Here is a 15,575-nt window from a genome sequence, read left to right on the forward strand (position 1 = left end):
GTAATAATTACTATAATAGCCAGAAGCAACGCATCTGAAACCGCAGGAGAGGATATGGAGAAGCAGACCAGCAAAGCGCATACGCGGCAGCGTATCCTGAGTGAGGCTGCGCGAGTTATGCGTGAAACCGGCACCGAGGGCATTGGTGTGGCGGCCCTGATGAAGCGGGTTGGCCTGACGCACGGCGGCTTTTATGCGCATTTTGCCTCACGCGAGGAACTGGTACAGGAGGTGCTGAAGCACATGTTTGCCGAGGCGGGCAGTTTTGCGCCAGCGGATCAGGTGACGCAGCCAGGCCAGCGGTTAGCCGGATTTATTGATACCTACCTTTCCGAGGCGCATCGCAATACCCCAGCGGAAGGGTGCCCAATCGCTGCGCTGGTGAGCGAAGTCGCGCATCTGCCTGAGCAGACCCGCTCTATTTTTACACAGGGTATCGATGCGCTGCATGACGGCCTGGCGCAGATGCTGCGCGAGCTGGATCGTGAAGATGCGGATGCGCTGGCATCCAGTATGCAGGCCGAGATGGTCGGGGCGCTGGCGCTGGCGCGTGCCTGCCCGGATGCGAAGCATGCCGGTCAGCTGTTACAGCGCAGCCGTGACGCCCTGAAGCAGCGCGCCGGACTGGTGGCAGCATGATTGAGCACAGTATCCGCGACATCATCAGCGCCAATCTGAACGTCCTGTTCTGTGGCATTAATCCGGGTCAGTCAACCGCACATCAGGGCTATCACTTTGCCCATCCCGGCAATCGCTTCTGGAAAGTGATCCATCTGGCCGGTTTTACTCAACAGCTGCTTAAACCGGAAGAGGAGCAGCGGTTAACCGAGACGGGATGTGGCATCACCATGCTGGTTGAGCGTCCAACCGTGCAGGCGAATGAGTTAGCACCGGATGAATTACGCGATGGCGGCAAGCGCCTGATTGAAAAGGTGCTGCATTACCAGCCCGCAGCCCTGGCGATTCTGGGTAAAGATGCCTTCCGGCGCGCCTTTCAGCAGAGCAAAGTGGAATGGGGTAAACAGCCGATAGCGATCGGTAAAACGGCGGTGTGGGTACTGCCGAATCCCAGTGGACTGAATCGCGCTTCACTGGATGAGATGGTTGAAGCCTATCGACAGCTCCATAACGCATTGCAGGCGGGTTAAAACCGACGGTAACAGCAGGGCAGGGCGGTTATTGCTAAACGACAGGCATAAAAAACCCCGGCGTGCCGGGGTTTTTGTCTGACTTAATCGTCGAGGAAGCTGCGCAGCACTTCCGAACGGCTCGGATGGCGCAGTTTACGCAGTGCTTTGGCTTCAATCTGACGAATACGCTCACGCGTCACGTCGAACTGTTTGCCCACTTCTTCCAGCGTATGGTCAGTGTTCATGTCGATGCCGAAACGCATGCGCAGCACTTTCGCTTCACGTGCGGTCAGGCCAGCCAGCACGTCGTGGGTCGCAGAACGCAGGCTTTCTGAGGTAGCAGAGTCCAGCGGCAGCTCCAGCGTGGTGTCTTCGATAAAGTCGCCCAGATGCGAATCTTCATCATCACCAATCGGCGTCTCCATTGAGATCGGCTCTTTAGCGATTTTCAGCACTTTGCGAATCTTATCTTCTGGCATCAGCATACGCTCAGCCAGTTCTTCCGGCGTCGGTTCACGGCCCATTTCCTGCAGCATCTGGCGCGAAATACGGTTGAGCTTGTTGATGGTCTCAATCATATGCACCGGAATACGGATGGTACGTGCCTGGTCAGCGATAGAGCGGGTGATTGCCTGACGGATCCACCAGGTCGCATAGGTCGAGAATTTGTAACCACGGCGATATTCAAACTTATCAACCGCTTTCATCAGGCCGATATTACCTTCCTGAATCAGGTCGAGGAACTGCAGACCACGGTTGGTATATTTCTTCGCAATCGAAATAACCAGACGCAGGTTTGCTTCCACCATCTCTTTCTTCGCGCGACGCGCTTTCGCTTCACCGATCGACATGCGACGGTTGATATCTTTTACCTGCTCAATGGTCAGGCCGGTCTCTTCTTCGATCTGCGCCAGTTTCTGCAGGGAACGCATAACGTCATCCTGCACTTCCAGCAGCTTTTCAGACCACGGCTTGTTCATCGCCAGCGCCGCTTTGAACCAGCTTTCGTTGGTTTCATTGCCGGTGAACAGGGTAATGAAGTTTTTCTTCGGCATTTTGCACAGTTCGATACACAGCTTCATGATCAAACGTTCCTGAGTACGGACACGTTCCATCATTTCGCGCATGTTGTTCACCAGGTAATCGAACTGCTTCGGTACCAGGCGGAACTGTTTGAAGACGTCAGAGAGGTTCTGGATTTCGGCAACGGCATCAGCGTGGCTGCGGCCTTTGCTCTTAATCACATTGCGGGTGGTTTCATACTGCTTACGCAGGTCAGAAAACTTCTCGCGCGCCAGTTCCGGGTCGATAGAGTTATCGTCGTCGGAGCTGTCATCGTCGCTCTCTTCATCTTCTTCTTCATCGTCAACACGATCGGCTTCAGAAAGCTCAGAGCCCACGTGCGTTGCCGTAGGGGCCAGATCTTCTTCCGCGTTAGGATCGACGAAACCGGTGATCAGATCGGACAGGCGTGATTCGCCTGCTTCAACTTTGTCGTACTGATCCAGCAGGTAAGTAATCGCCTCAGGGTATTCAGCAACGGAACATTGAACCTGATTGATACCGTCTTCAATACGCTTCGCGATGTCGATTTCGCCTTCGCGCGTCAGCAGTTCGACGGTACCCATTTCACGCATATACATGCGGACCGGGTCGGTAGTACGCCCAATTTCAGATTCAACGCTGGATAACACCTGAGCTGCAGCTTCCGCGGCATCTTCGTCAGTATCGGAGCTGTTTTCGTTCAGCATCAGATCGTCGGCATCCGGGGCTTCTTCAACCACCTGAATACCCATGTCGTTAATCATCTGGATGATGTCTTCGATCTGATCTGAGTCGACGATATCTTCCGGCAGATGGTCATTGACCTCAGCATAGGTCAGATAGCCTTGCTCCTTACCACGGGTGACAAGAAGCTTAAGCTGTGACTGCGGGTTTTGCTCCATAAGACGGTATCCACACTTCTGTTAATTAGATTGGTGTCGGTCGGCAGCGAGCCAACAATAGCAGTGAAGGCGTTTAGTTCTTGCCGCTGCCCTCGTCGCGGCGTGGGCTTTGCCCATCAGTATTCGGCACTTAAGCCGCTTGTATAAACTCGGTGCTAATGGCCTGGCTTACTCGCCATTCTGGTCCCCGGCAGTGCTCGCCTTCCTCACGTACTTCAGTACGCTGCGGAGGCTGTGCGCTGGCGATAACCAGACTGGCGTCGATGCCGACGGCCTTTAAAATTTGTGCTGCTGGCCTGGCTTACTCGCCATTCTGGTCCCCGGCAGTGCTCGCCTTCCTCACGTACTTCAGTACGCTGCGGAGGCTGTGCGCTGGCGATAACCAGACTGGCAGCGACGCCGACGGCCTTTAAAATTTGTGCTGCTGGCCTGGCTTACTCGCCATTCCGGCCATAAAACGCTTAATCTGTCCTTTCATACATCAGAACGGACAAATCATTAAAAAAGGTTATTTTCTGGCAAAAGCCTGGCTCAGTGTCCAGAGCTCGCGGCGCTCATCGGCGCTCAATCCCTGGGTGCGCTCGCGCGCAATCAAAAACTCCAGGCGCTCTTCAAGAGCAGAATCGTAGATGCTGGCCAGCGAGTCCTGAAACACCGCTTCGGCTTCCTCATCTACTATCATGTGGTTCCAGATCGCCAGAGTTTCAAGCGTCTGACTAAAATTTGTCCCGCGATATAACTCTAGTAGCTGTCCGGTGGTCAATCCAGGATTCTCATTACAACGGCCCACTAATTCGATAAATAGCGGTAATCCCGGCATTTTTGACTCAGACAACCCATCAAGCGACGGCACCAGGGTGGCCAGCTGCGGGTTCTGAATCAGCAGCGCGACCAGCACCCGCATCGTGGTTCGCTTAAGCGGTGGTGCAACTGGCGCCGTTCCGCTTGCGGCCAGCTTCGGCATCAGCTTTTCAAGCTGATTGTCATCCAGGATACCCAGCTTATTGCCCAGCTCCTGACGCATATAAATACGCAGGGTTTCGCCAGGAATCTGCGAAATCAGCGGCAAAGCCAGCGTACTCAGGCGGGCTTTACCGTCGCGTGAACTCAGATCAACCTGCGGCAGCAAACTGTCGAATAAAAACGAAGAGAGCGGCATTGCCTGCTCCATCCTCGCTTCGAAAGCCGCTTTGCCCTCTTTGCGCACCAGCGTATCCGGGTCTTCGCCATCCGGTAAAAACATAAAGCGTAGCTGACGACCATCATTCATGTAAGGTAATGCGGTCTCAAGCGCACGCCAGGCGGCTTCACGGCCAGCGCGATCGCCGTCGTAACAGCAAATCACGTTGTCGGTACTGCGAAACAATAGCTGAATATGCTCAGCCGTGGTTGAGGTGCCCAGCGAGGCGACGGCGTAATCAATGCCGTACTGCGCCAGTGCCACCACATCCATGTATCCCTCGACCACCAGTAAACGGGCGGGTTCCGGATGATTTTTTAGTGCTTCATACAGGCCGTAAAGCTGACGACCTTTATGAAAAATAGGTGTTTCCGGCGAGTTCAGATACTTAGGCGTATCGTTGCCTAATACCCGTCCGCCAAAACCAATGACGCGGCCACGCTTATCGCGAATCGGAAACATGACGCGGTCGCGAAACCGGTCATAGGTGCGACCCTTATCATTGCTGACCAGCATGCCAGCTTCCATCAACGACTCACGGTCTTCCGACTGCTTACCAAACCGTTTGAGAACGTTATCCCAGCCGGCAGGCGCGTAACCAATGGCGAAATGATTGATGATATCGGCGCTCAGACCACGACGATCAAGATAGTCGCGTGCTGGCTGCGCACTGGATTGCTGCAGGCCCTGCTGATAAAAACCGTTCAGGTTCTCCATCAGCTGATACAGGCTCTGGCGCTGATGGCGTTCCATCTGGCTGGGCCCGCTGCCTGCTTCATAAGGCACGTCTAAACCGTGGGAAGTGGCAAGCTCTTCGATACTTTCAACAAACTCGAGACGATCGTAGTTCATTAAAAAGTCGATAGCGTTGCCGTGTGCGCCACAGCCGAAACAGTGATAGAACTGTTTTTCGCCGTTTACGGTGAAAGAGGGCGTTTTTTCATTATGGAAAGGACAGCACGCGTGGAAATTCTTACCCTGCTTTTTCAGCTTAACGCGGGCATCGATCAGATCCACGATATCCGTGCGGGCAAGTAAATCATTAATAAATACGCGTGGAATTCGTCCAGCCATACGCCCCAAATTTTCAGCTCATAAACGGCAACAAGCCGCGCTTCCTTTCGGAAAGCACGGCCTTTTACTTGACTCTGTCTGCGTTTAACACGCGGTGGAGGCGGACCTCCAGAAGAAATTAGTACAGACGAGTGCGGCGTGCGTTTTCGCGAGCCAGTTTCTTGGCGTGACGCTTAACTGCAGACGCTTTAGCGCGCTTACGTTCGGTAGTCGGTTTTTCATAGAACTCACGACGACGAACTTCAGCCAGAACGCCTGCTTTTTCGCAGGAACGCTTGAAGCGACGCAATGCTACGTCAAATGGCTCGTTTTCACGTACTTTAATTACCGGCATGTAACTCTCACCTCGATAAAATTCGGTTTTTGCTGCTGACTGCGGCGCCAGCACATTTCAAAATGGTGCAGCATTTTACTCCAACTCGCGTTGGTTTGTAAAGCACCATGGATAATTTGAAACCAACAGGAGCGTTTGCCTGTGCGGCTGCCGGTTTTTCCAGGGGCGGGAGTATAGCGTACTCTTTAGCCGACAGAAAATGACTTTTTGCGGGGATTGCCCGCTCTGCCCGCACAATTGCTGTGCTAAACTGCGCGCCGCGAGAAAGAGGTGATGCAATGCGAATTCTGGGTATTGAAACGTCCTGCGATGAAACCGGCATCGCAATTTATGACGATGAGGCCGGGTTACTGGCGAATCAGCTGTACAGCCAGGTAAAACTGCACGCCGATTATGGCGGTGTGGTGCCGGAACTGGCATCACGCGACCACGTGCGTAAAACGGTGCCGTTAATTCAGGCGGCGCTGAAACAGGCTGGGTTAGCGCCGAATCAGATCGATGCGGTGGCGTATACGGCCGGTCCGGGCCTGGTCGGCGCGCTGCTGGTCGGTGCCACTATTGGCCGCGCGCTGGCCTTCGCCTGGAAAGTGCCCGCGGTGCCGGTTCATCATATGGAAGGCCACCTGCTGGCACCGATGCTGGAAGACAATCCGCCTGCATTTCCGTTTGTGGCGCTGCTGGTATCGGGCGGGCATACCCAGCTGATTAGCGTCACCGGTATCGGTGAATATGCATTGCTGGGCGAATCAATTGATGATGCGGCCGGTGAGGCGTTCGACAAAACTGCCAAGCTGCTCGGGCTGGATTATCCTGGCGGACCGATGCTGTCGAAGATGGCGCAGCAGGGAACGGCAGGACGCTTTATCTTCCCGCGTCCGATGACCGATCGTCCGGGGCTGGACTTTAGCTTCTCGGGCCTGAAAACCTTTGCCGCCAACACCATCCGCGCCAATGATGATGACGCGCAGACCCGCGCTGATATCGCCCGGGCCTTTGAAGATGCGGTGGTCGACACGCTGGCGATCAAATGCAAGCGCGCGCTGGATCAAACCGGTTTTAAACGTCTGGTGATTGCCGGCGGCGTCAGCGCCAACCGGACGCTGCGTGAGCAGATGGCGGTGATGATGCAGAAGCGTGGCGGAGAAGTATTTTACGCGCGCCCTGAGTTCTGTACCGATAACGGTGCGATGATCGCGTATGCGGGCATGGTGCGGTTGAAAGGCGGAACGCGCGGGGGATTAGGCGTCAGCGTACGACCACGCTGGCCGCTGGCGGAACTCCCCGCCATCTGAAGGTAAAAAAGCCGGCTTAGCCGGCTTTTTTTATTCCTGCGATTTCTTCTTACGCTTCCAGATCTTTCCTTCCTGACCGCGCCACAAACGCTGAATATTGTCGTGATGGCGTAACAGGATCAGGCAGGAGAGCATCGAAACCGGAAAGGTGAACTGGGGCTTAAACCACCAGACGTAGAACGGAGCAATCAGCGCGCTGACAATCGCGCCGAGCGATGAGTAGCCGCTGAGCAGCACGGTGAGCAGCCAGGTGCCGGTCACCAGTCCGGTTAAGTCCCAGCCAATCGGCGCAATCGCCCCGAAAGCTGTCGCGACACCTTTGCCACCGCGGAACTGGAAAAACACCGGATAGATATGACCGAGGCAGGCCGCGATCGCCGTCAGGCCCAGAAACAGTGGCGTCACATGCAGCAGATACGCCAGCCAGACCGGCACCATCCCTTTCAGCACATCAAACACCAGCACGCAGGCTGCTGCCGCTTTACCACCAAGGCGTAACACGTTGGTAGCGCCAGGGTTGCCTGAACCGTGGGTACGGGGATCGGGCAGGCCAGCGAGTTTGCAGACCAGAATCGCACTGGAAATCGAACCGCAGAGATACGCGAAAATAATCATACCAGGCGCGAAAGCACTCATAACACCGTACCGTTACCTTTTGGGTCGTTTTGATCTCATCAACCGTGGATAATACGCATAATCCGCCGGAAGTGGTATCCGGCTTAGCCAAAAACAGAGACCATCATCATGGATATCGTATTTATAGAACAACTCACGGTGTTCACCACCATTGGCGTTTACGACTGGGAACAGGGTATGCAGCAGAAGCTGGTGCTCGATGTCGAAATGGCGTGGGATAACCGTCTGGCGGCGCGCAGCGACAATGTGAACGATTGCCTCAGCTATGCCGACGTCTCTGAAGCGATTCTGACGCACCTGACCGGCAGTCGTTTTGCGCTGGTTGAGCGGGTTGCTGAAGAAATCGCGGATCTGTTGATGAACCGTTTCAATTCGCCTGGCGTACGCGTAAAGGTAAGCAAACCGGGCGCTATCGCCCAGGCAGCGCAGGTTGGCGTGCGAATTGAGCGCGGGACTATTCCTAAATAAATGCGATGTGATTGCCATCACAATGAAACCAAACCAAATTACTGTCTGTCATAGCGAGTGCCGTTTCGTTGGAGCAAGCGAAATGGCCTAAGACCTTAAGGTTTTACTCAGGCTGATGCAGGCATGATTTCAGGCGATAGCCTTTGCGCTAGCGCCTTTTTAATGGTTTTAAAACGGATAGAGGAAAAATTTGATGGCAGATATTCATCAGCTTTGGGTAGCTGCAATCCTGGGCGTTGTGGAAGGGCTGACCGAATTTTTACCGGTCTCATCCACAGGGCACATGATTATAGTGGGTCACCTGCTGGGCTTTGAGGGCGAGAAAGCAGAGACCTTTGAGGTGGTTATCCAGTTAGGCTCGATTCTGGCCGTTGTCGTGATGTTCTGGCGGCGTCTGTTTGGCCTGATCGGTATCCACTTCGGTGAAGTAAAACATGAAGGTGTCGGTAGCGGACGTTTATCACTGATCCACATTCTGCTGGGCATGGTGCCAGCGGTGGTCGTGGGGCTGGTACTGCACGATCAGATCAAAACGCTGTTTAATCCGATCAACGTGATGTATGCGCTGGTGGTGGGGGGCGTGCTGCTGCTGGCGGCAGAGTATCTCAAACCGAAGCAGCCGAAAGCGGTCGGCGTCGACGATATTACCTATCGTCAGGCGTTTATGATTGGCTGCTTTCAGTGCTTAGCGTTGTGGCCGGGCTTCTCTCGTTCAGGCGCGACCATTTCCGGCGGGATGCTGATGGGCGTGAGCCGCTATGCGGCCTCTGAGTTCTCCTTCATCCTGGCGGTGCCAATGATGATGGGCGCGACGGTGCTGGATATGTACAAGAGCATCGGCTTCCTGACCATGGCTGACTTTCCGATGTTCGCCGTGGGCTTCGTAACCGCCTTTGTGGTGGCGCTGATCGCGATTAAAGCCTTCCTGGAGCTGATTAAGCGTATCTCGTTCGTCTCATTCGCCATCTACCGCTTTATCGTGGCGGCAGCGGTTTACATGGTCTTCATGTAAACCGAGCGCAGCCTGCTAGTCAGGCTGCGGTATAGCCAGACCCTGCGCGACGGCGTCAATCCGTCGTCGCGTTAACTCCTCCCGCACCTCTGCACCTTTAAAGCCCGCCTCAATCACCGCTTTGGTCGGCACCGCCTGCGCCAGCGCAAACGCTCGTCGCAGATAGTCACCCTGCGGATACGCCATACTTTCCAGACCGGCACGCCCGCGCGCATCGGCTTCGCTGGTCAGCGCCATCTGCTCGACGCGTTGCGGTTTGCGCCAGGCATCGATCCGATCAAACAGCGCCACCAGCGAGGCGGCCGACTGGCGCTCAATGGTATGCACGATGTCGTGAAATTCGGTGACGATTAGCGCCAGATCGCGAATCGCATTAGGCACCCGCAGACGCTGGCAAATCGCCTCAACCAGCGGCACGCCCGCCAGGCCATGGCCATGATGGCTGGGCCATTTTTCAGGCGGCGTCAGCGCCTTGCCGACGTCGTGGAACAACGTGGCGAAGCGCACATCGACTGATTCAGAAAGCGCGGCCGCCATGGTCAGCGTCATCAGGGTATGCACGCCGGTGTCGATCTCCGGATGCCACTTCGCCGGTGCCGGAATGCCAAACAGATTATCGAGTTCCGGGAACAGCACCTGCAACGCGCCACAGTCGCGCAGCACCTGAAAATAGACCTGCGGATTGCGGCTGGTCAGCGCTTTTTCCGTCTCTTTCCATACCCGCTCAGCGGTCAGATGGGCCAGTTCGCCGCTGCTGACCATTTGCTGCATCAACTGCTGCGTCTCGGCGGCAATACGGAAGTTGAGATGGGCGAAACGCGCCGCGAAGCGCGCCACGCGTAACACCCGCAGCGGATCTTCATTGAAGGCGTCAGAAACATGCCGCAACTGGCGCTGGGCGATATCACGCTGGCCGTGGTAAGGGTCAATCAGCCGGCCGTTTTCATCCTGCGCAATCGCATTGATGGTCAGATCGCGGCGTTGTAAGTCCTGCTCCAGCGTCACATCGGGCGCGGACCAGGTCACGAATCCGGTATAGCCTTTCCCGTTTTTCCGCTCGGTACGCGCCAGCGCATACTCTTCGCGGCTGTCAGGATGCAGGAAAACGGGAAAGTCGCGACCGACCTGTTGATAGCCCTGCTCAAGCATGGCCTCGGGCGTGGCACCGACCACCACCCAATCTTTGTCTTTAACCGGCAGCTTCAGCAGTGCATCACGCACTGCGCCGCCCACAAGAAACGTCTTCACGCAAAACTCCAGAGAAAAAGAAATGACCTGCACGCCGGGCGCATCCCGCGCGACACTTCAGCAGTGCATGTTGCTCTATTGTTGCACAGATTCAGCAGATTGCAGGCATGCCAAAAGGGGGATCTGGCGATCCCCTGATGAAAAACGGCAGAGACGGGTCAGTTCATCCAGCGATCGTTTTTCTTGCGGCGCGGCAGCATGTGCGGCAACAGTAAACCTAACAGCAGACCGACACCCAGCACGCCGCCGCCATACATGAACCACTGCATGATGATAGTGCGCTGCTTGTCATCAAGCTGGACGTTTGCCGCACTGACTTTCTTCTGCGCAACGATCAGCTCGTTTTTCAGCTTCTGGTTTTCGCCCTTCAGCCCGTTGATCACGCCGTCGCTACTGGCGACTTTATTCTGCATTTCAGCGGTGCGCTGATTCCAGCTGTTGTCGATATTATCCAGCTTGGCGGTAAGATCTTTAACCTGTTGTTCCAGCTGCGGCACCCGGGTACGCAGGCTGGGACTGGCGCTCAGCTGCGACAGGGGGATCCAGGTGGTGCGGCCTTCCGAGTCACGGATCTGGCCATAATGGGTATCATTATTGGTCTGAAGCAGCCGCACCTCTTCCCCGGCATTCAGCTTACCGAGCAGGCGAAACTGATCGCCCGGTCCGCTGCGAACCCAGGTCGATAATTCATCAGACACGTAGCGTTTTTCGTCGGCGTGGGCAGGTGCAAGGGTGCTGAGGGCCAGCAAAGTGAGTCCAGCGAGTGTGATTTTTTTCATTCGATTTCGTTTTGCTTAGTCTGACTAAAAATTTACCGGCACAGTCTGGAGAGGCCTCACATAAATCACTATGAGAACTATCCTGGTCTCATGAGAGTGCGAAAAGGTCTGCGAAAGCACAAAGAAAGCAGAGACAGCGCGGCTTCTGTGCATTAATCTTCGCCTGATAACCCCTTGCCCTCCAGGCGACAGCATGAGTAACCTGCTGATTATCGCCTGAAATATGCAGGAAACATCCTCTTAAGTGCCAGCGGCGTAGTGAATAAAAAATTATGACCATCGAAATCGAACTAAAGTTCATTGCAACTCCTCAGGCGGCCGGGAAACTAGCTGACCTTGTCGCGGCGTGGCCGCATCAGCATCAGCCCGCGCGCGAGCTGACCAACATCTATTTTGAAACCGACGATAACCAGCTGCGACGCTGGGATATGGGATTGCGCATCCGTGGCGTCGATAAGCGTTATGAAATGACGCTGAAAGCGGCCGGTAAAACGCTTGGCGGGCTGCATCAGCGCCCGGAATATAATGTCGACCTGAGCGAGCCCACGCTGGATATTGCGCAGCTGCCCGCTGACATCTGGCCGCAGGGCACCGACATTGCGGCGTTGCAGTCACGGTTACAGCCGCTGTTTACCACGCATTTCCAGCGTGAAACCTGGCTGATCACCATCGGCGACAGCGAGATTGAGCTGGCGTTTGATCAGGGCGACGTCACGGCGGGCGACCTGAGCGAACCGCTGTGCGAAATCGAACTGGAATTAAAGCGCGGTGAACGAAAAGATATGCTGGCCATTGCCCGACAGCTGGTGGCGCAAGGCGGCCTGCGCATGGGCAGCCTGAGCAAAGCCGCACGCGGTTATCAGCTGGCGCAGGGCAATCCGCCGCGTCAGCTGCGTCCTTTCCCGCTGCTGAAAGCCGGTACCAAAGCCACGGTAGAAGAGGGCATGGTGGCAGCTATGTCGGCCGGTCTCAGTCACTGGCAGTATCACGAAGAAGTCTGGCTGCGCGGCAACGCAGCGGCACAGGATGCGGTGCGTGAAGCGCTGGATGTGCTGCGTCAGGCGTTTTCCCTGTTTGGTGCATTGGTGCCGCGCAAGGCCAGCAGCGCCTTGCGTCAGCAGCTGACCACGCTGGAAGAGACGCTGGTCAACGACGAGGTGGATGCAACCAGCTTCTGCCTCTCATCGCTGGCGGTGGAAACCCAGCTGGCGCTGACGCACTGGCTGGTGGAATCGCAATGGCAGCAGTGGGTGGATGTCAAAGGCCAGGCCAAATTACAAGGTTCGTTTAAACGCTTTGGCGACATCATGCTGAGCCGCATTAATGCCGATCTCAGAGAGACCTTCAGCACGGTTAAGCAGCCTAATGAGTATCGGGATAAAGCGACCCGCCTGTCGCGCCAGTTGCTGGCGGTGCATTTACTGGCCGGCGCTTATCCGCAGGAAGATGTGGCGGTCTGGCTGGCACCATGGCAACAGCTGCTGTCAGCGATTCATGAGCAACAGGAAGCCGGATTAGCCTGGCTGACGACGCAGGCGCTGAAACAGCCACCGTTCTGGCTCACCAGCGGGTCTGCCCGCTAACCTGACCTGTGCCACGCCATCATGGAGGGATTTATGTTGTCAGCACTTCCCGCGTTGTTACGCGAACAGGCGGCACGCGCCGCGCAGCAGCTTGAGGTTCCCCTTGCTTCGCTGAGCACGGAGCAGGCGGCCGGGTTGGCTTTCAGTGATTTTGTGCTGGAAAACCTGCAACAGCATCCCGACTGGTGGCAGGCGATCTGTCATGCGCCGCCGCAGGCTGACGAGTGGCAGCACTACGCTGACTGGCTGAATCAGGTGATGACGACGGTTGATAGCGAAGCCAGCCTGATGCGCGAACTGCGACTGTTTCGCCGCCGGATGCTGGTGCGTATCGCCTGGATGCAGTGCCTGCAACACGCCAGCACGGAACAGAGCCTGCAGCAGTTAAGCGTACTGGCGGAAGTGTTAATCAGCCGGGCGCGCGACTGGGTCTATCAGGATTGCTGTCGTGATTTTGGTACTCCCTGCAACGCCGATGGCGAAGCGCAACCGATGCTGATCCTCGGTATGGGCAAGCTGGGCGGCGGCGAGCTGAACTTCTCATCCGATATCGACCTGATTTTTGCCTGGCCGGAAAACGGCAGCACCCGCGGCGGACGGCGGGAACTGGATAATGCCCAGTTCTTTACCCGCATGGGACAGCGGCTGATCAAGGTGCTTGATCAGCCGACCATGGATGGTTTTGTCTACCGGGTTGATATGCGTCTGCGTCCGTTTGGCGACAGCGGCCCGCTGGTCATGAGCTTTGCCGCTCTGGAAGATTATTACCAGGAGCAGGGACGCGACTGGGAACGTTACGCGATGGTCAAAGCGCGACTGATGGGAGACGAGCACGATCGCTGGAGCCAGGAGTTACAACAGATGCTGCGGCCGTTCGTCTACCGGCGTTATATCGACTTCAGCGTGATTCAGTCGCTGCGTAACATGAAAGGTATGATCAGCCGGGAAGTGCGGCGGCGCGGCCTGAAAAACAACATCAAACTGGGCGCAGGCGGCATTCGCGAAACCGAATTTATCGTCCAGGTGTTTCAGCTGATTCGCGGCGGACGTGAGCGCTCACTTCAACTGCGTGCCTTACTGCCGACGCTGGAAGCGATAAAAGCGCTGGCGTTATTACCCGCAGAGCAGGTCGATGCGCTGCGTGGAGCCTATCTGTTCCTGCGGCGGCTGGAGAATCTGCTGCAAAGCCTGGGTGATGAGCAGACCCAGACTTTACCTGAAGATGAGCTGCATCGCGCCCGCTTGGCATGGGCGATGGGCAGCGCGGACTGGCCCGCCCTGATGGCGGCACTCGAAAGCCAGATGGCGGCGGTTCGCGCTATTTTTGATGAGCTGATTGGCGAAGATACGCCAGAGATTGGCGATCAGCGCGAGCTGGCGGAATACCAGATGCTGTGGCAGGACCCGCTGGAAGAGAGCGAACTGGCACCGCTGGTGCCACAACTCAGCGATGAACAGTGCCGCACGCTGCACCAGACGCTGGAGGCGTTTCGCCAGGATATCAGCCGGCGCACCATCGGCCCGCGCGGTCGTCAGGCGCTGGACCAGCTGATGCCGCGTCTGTTAAGCGAAGTCTGTCCGCGCGACGATGCTGCCGTCACGCTCAGCCGCCTGACGCCGTTACTGCTTGGCGTGTTGACCCGCAGCACCTACCTCGAATTATTAACCGAATATCACGGTGCGCTGCGGCATTTGATCCGTCTGTGCGCCGCTTCGCCGATGGTGGCCAGCCAGCTGGCCCGGCACCCGCTGTTGCTGGACGAACTGCTCGATCCGGCCACGCTCTACCAGCCCACCGCCACTGATGCCTACCGTGATGAGTTGCGTCAGTATCTGATGCGAATTCCCACCGATGATGAGGAGCAGCAGCTTGAGGCGGTGCGTCAGTTTAAGCAGGCGCAGCATCTGCGTATTGCCGCTGCCGACATCGCCGGCACGCTACCGGTGATGAAAGTGAGCGATCACCTCACCTGGCTGGCCGAGGCGATTATCGAATCGGTGGTACGCCAGGCCTGGCATATGATGGTGCAGCGCTACGGCCGGCCATCGCACCTGAGTAATGAGCACGAACGCGGCTTTGCGGTGCTGGGCTACGGCAAACTGGGCGGCTGGGAGCTGGGATACAGTTCCGATCTCGATTTAGTCTTTCTGCACGATTGCCCGGCAGATGCGGTGACCGAAGGAGAGCGCAGCATTGATGGCCGCCAGTTCTATCTGCGCCTCGCCCAGCGCATTATGCACTTGTTCAGTACCCGCACCTCATCCGGCATTCTGTATGAAGTAGACGCGCGGCTACGTCCTTCCGGCGCGGCGGGCATGCTGGTCAGCACCTTTGAAGCGTATGACGAGTATCAGCGCAATGAGGCCTGGACCTGGGAGCATCAGGCGCTGGTGCGGGCGCGCGTGGTGTTTGGCGAACCTGCGCTGGGCGAACGTTTTAATGCCATCCGCCAGGCGATCCTCTGTCTGCCGCGTCCCGCTGAGGCGTTACAGACTGAAGTGCGAGAAATGCGAGAAAAGATGCGCGCTCACCTCAGTAACAAGCATAAAGGACGCTGGGAGATTAAAACCGATCAGGGTGGAATCACCGACATTGAATTCATCGCCCAATATCTTGTCTTACGCTACGCCGCTGAACAACCTGAGTTGACGCGCTGGTCCGACAATGTGCGTATTTTTGAACTGATGGCGAAATACCATAAAATGCCCGCCGATGAAGCGCAGGCGCTGACGCAGGCGTACGTTACGCTGCGCGATGCGTTGCACCATCGGGCATTGCAGGAGCTGCCCGGCCATGTGGAGCCGGATGCTTTCGCCGCCGAACGGCAAACGGTTGTTGCCAGCTGGCAGCGCTGGCTTAACTCGCCCGCGTCTCTCCCGGCGTGATGCTGAT

13 protein-coding genes are annotated in these 15,575 nt (G+C 56.4%); 7 read left to right on the plus strand and 6 right to left on the minus strand.

Annotated features, from left to right (window positions below; translation table 11 throughout):
* The first annotated feature begins 54 nt into the window (after positions 1-54).
* Together AABB92_RS16885 and mug are read left to right on the plus strand one after the other, a co-directional pair.
* Entirely contained in the window at positions 55-639 is a 585-nt protein-coding gene (locus tag AABB92_RS16885; protein ID WP_031376490.1) for a TetR/AcrR family transcriptional regulator, read from the plus strand.
* A complete protein-coding gene (mug, locus tag AABB92_RS16890) occupies positions 636-1,148 on the plus strand; it encodes a G/U mismatch-specific DNA glycosylase (protein WP_031376491.1) in 513 nt (170 codons plus the stop codon). The genes AABB92_RS16885 and mug overlap by 4 nt, the downstream gene beginning before the upstream one ends.
* Before the next feature lie 83 nt (positions 1,149-1,231).
* Here the strand turns inward: mug and rpoD are convergent, their stop codons facing one another.
* The 3 genes from rpoD to rpsU form a co-directional block, all read right to left on the minus strand.
* A complete protein-coding gene (gene rpoD / locus AABB92_RS16895) occupies positions 1,232-3,076 on the minus strand; it encodes an RNA polymerase sigma factor RpoD (protein ID WP_031376492.1) in 1,845 nt (614 codons plus the stop codon).
* Between the two features lie 508 nt (positions 3,077-3,584).
* Positions 3,585-5,330: a DNA primase gene (gene dnaG, locus AABB92_RS16900; RefSeq protein WP_031376493.1), complete on the minus strand. Its 1,746-nt coding sequence runs from the start codon at positions 5,328-5,330 to the stop codon at positions 3,585-3,587.
* A gap of 118 nt (positions 5,331-5,448) precedes the next feature.
* Positions 5,449-5,664: a 30S ribosomal protein S21 gene (gene rpsU / locus AABB92_RS16905; protein WP_001144069.1), complete on the minus strand. Its 216-nt coding sequence runs from the start codon at positions 5,662-5,664 to the stop codon at positions 5,449-5,451.
* Positions 5,665-5,942: 278 nt separating this feature from the next.
* On the opposite strand from rpsU, the gene tsaD reads away from it, so the two are divergent.
* On the plus strand, positions 5,943-6,956 hold the full coding sequence (gene tsaD, locus AABB92_RS16910) for a tRNA (adenosine(37)-N6)-threonylcarbamoyltransferase complex transferase subunit TsaD (RefSeq protein WP_046289255.1): 1,014 nt from the start codon (positions 5,943-5,945) through the stop codon (positions 6,954-6,956).
* Between the two features lie 30 nt (positions 6,957-6,986).
* Here tsaD and plsY read toward each other — a convergent pair whose 3' ends face one another.
* Positions 6,987-7,592 (minus strand): glycerol-3-phosphate 1-O-acyltransferase PlsY, encoded by a 606-nt coding sequence (gene plsY / locus AABB92_RS16915; RefSeq protein WP_046289254.1) that lies wholly within the window; start codon positions 7,590-7,592, stop codon positions 6,987-6,989.
* Positions 7,593-7,700: 108 nt separating this feature from the next.
* Here plsY and folB point away from each other — a divergent pair, with 108 nt between their 5' ends.
* Together folB and bacA are read left to right on the plus strand one after the other, a co-directional pair.
* Positions 7,701-8,060 carry a bifunctional dihydroneopterin aldolase/7,8-dihydroneopterin epimerase gene (gene folB / locus AABB92_RS16920; RefSeq protein ID WP_031376495.1) on the plus strand — a complete coding sequence of 120 codons (360 nt, stop codon included), beginning with the start codon at positions 7,701-7,703 and terminating at the stop codon, positions 8,058-8,060.
* 193 nt (positions 8,061-8,253) lie between these two features.
* Complete coding sequence (bacA, locus tag AABB92_RS16925) at positions 8,254-9,072, plus strand: undecaprenyl-diphosphate phosphatase (RefSeq protein ID WP_031376496.1); 819 nt, start codon at positions 8,254-8,256, stop codon at positions 9,070-9,072.
* A 15-nt stretch (positions 9,073-9,087) separates the two neighbouring features.
* Here bacA and AABB92_RS16930 read toward each other — a convergent pair whose 3' ends face one another.
* On the minus strand, positions 9,088-10,320 hold the full coding sequence (locus AABB92_RS16930) for a multifunctional CCA addition/repair protein (RefSeq protein ID WP_031376497.1): 1,233 nt from the start codon (positions 10,318-10,320) through the stop codon (positions 9,088-9,090).
* Positions 10,321-10,478: 158 nt separating this feature from the next.
* The gene (locus AABB92_RS16935; protein WP_046289252.1) at positions 10,479-11,099 is read right to left on the minus strand and encodes a TIGR04211 family SH3 domain-containing protein; all 621 of its coding nucleotides are present in this window, start codon (positions 11,097-11,099) and stop codon (positions 10,479-10,481) included.
* Positions 11,100-11,371: 272 nt separating this feature from the next.
* On the opposite strand from AABB92_RS16935, the gene AABB92_RS16940 reads away from it, so the two are divergent.
* On the plus strand, positions 11,372-12,682 hold the full coding sequence (locus AABB92_RS16940; protein ID WP_031376498.1) for a CYTH domain-containing protein: 1,311 nt from the start codon (positions 11,372-11,374) through the stop codon (positions 12,680-12,682).
* Between the two features lie 33 nt (positions 12,683-12,715).
* The gene (glnE, locus tag AABB92_RS16945; protein ID WP_031376499.1) at positions 12,716-15,568 is read left to right on the plus strand and encodes a bifunctional [glutamate--ammonia ligase]-adenylyl-L-tyrosine phosphorylase/[glutamate--ammonia-ligase] adenylyltransferase; all 2,853 of its coding nucleotides are present in this window, start codon (positions 12,716-12,718) and stop codon (positions 15,566-15,568) included.
* Positions 15,569-15,575 lie beyond the last annotated feature (7 nt).

Source organism: Pantoea brenneri (assembly GCF_038594305.1).
GTDB lineage: Bacteria > Pseudomonadota > Gammaproteobacteria > Enterobacterales > Enterobacteriaceae > Pantoea > Pantoea brenneri.

Excerpts from the sequence above, each read along its gene's own strand:
- plsY (WP_046289254.1), bottom strand. The coding sequence starts at position 7,592 with ATGAGTGCTTTCGCGCCTGGTATGATTATTTTCGCGTATCTCTGCGGT.
- AABB92_RS16885 (WP_031376490.1), top strand. The coding sequence starts at position 55 with ATGGAGAAGCAGACCAGCAAAGCGCATACGCGGCAGCGTATCCTGAGT.
- glnE (WP_031376499.1), top strand. The coding sequence starts at position 12,716 with ATGTTGTCAGCACTTCCCGCGTTGTTACGCGAACAGGCGGCACGCGCC.
- folB (WP_031376495.1), top strand. The coding sequence starts at position 7,701 with ATGGATATCGTATTTATAGAACAACTCACGGTGTTCACCACCATTGGC.
- dnaG (WP_031376493.1), bottom strand. The coding sequence starts at position 5,330 with ATGGCTGGACGAATTCCACGCGTATTTATTAATGATTTACTTGCCCGC.
- rpoD (WP_031376492.1), bottom strand. The coding sequence starts at position 3,076 with ATGGAGCAAAACCCGCAGTCACAGCTTAAGCTTCTTGTCACCCGTGGT.
- AABB92_RS16940 (WP_031376498.1), top strand. The coding sequence starts at position 11,372 with ATGACCATCGAAATCGAACTAAAGTTCATTGCAACTCCTCAGGCGGCC.
- AABB92_RS16935 (WP_046289252.1), bottom strand. The coding sequence starts at position 11,099 with ATGAAAAAAATCACACTCGCTGGACTCACTTTGCTGGCCCTCAGCACC.
- rpsU (WP_001144069.1), bottom strand. The coding sequence starts at position 5,664 with ATGCCGGTAATTAAAGTACGTGAAAACGAGCCATTTGACGTAGCATTG.
- tsaD (WP_046289255.1), top strand. The coding sequence starts at position 5,943 with ATGCGAATTCTGGGTATTGAAACGTCCTGCGATGAAACCGGCATCGCA.
- bacA (WP_031376496.1), top strand. The coding sequence starts at position 8,254 with ATGGCAGATATTCATCAGCTTTGGGTAGCTGCAATCCTGGGCGTTGTG.
- mug (WP_031376491.1), top strand. The coding sequence starts at position 636 with ATGATTGAGCACAGTATCCGCGACATCATCAGCGCCAATCTGAACGTC.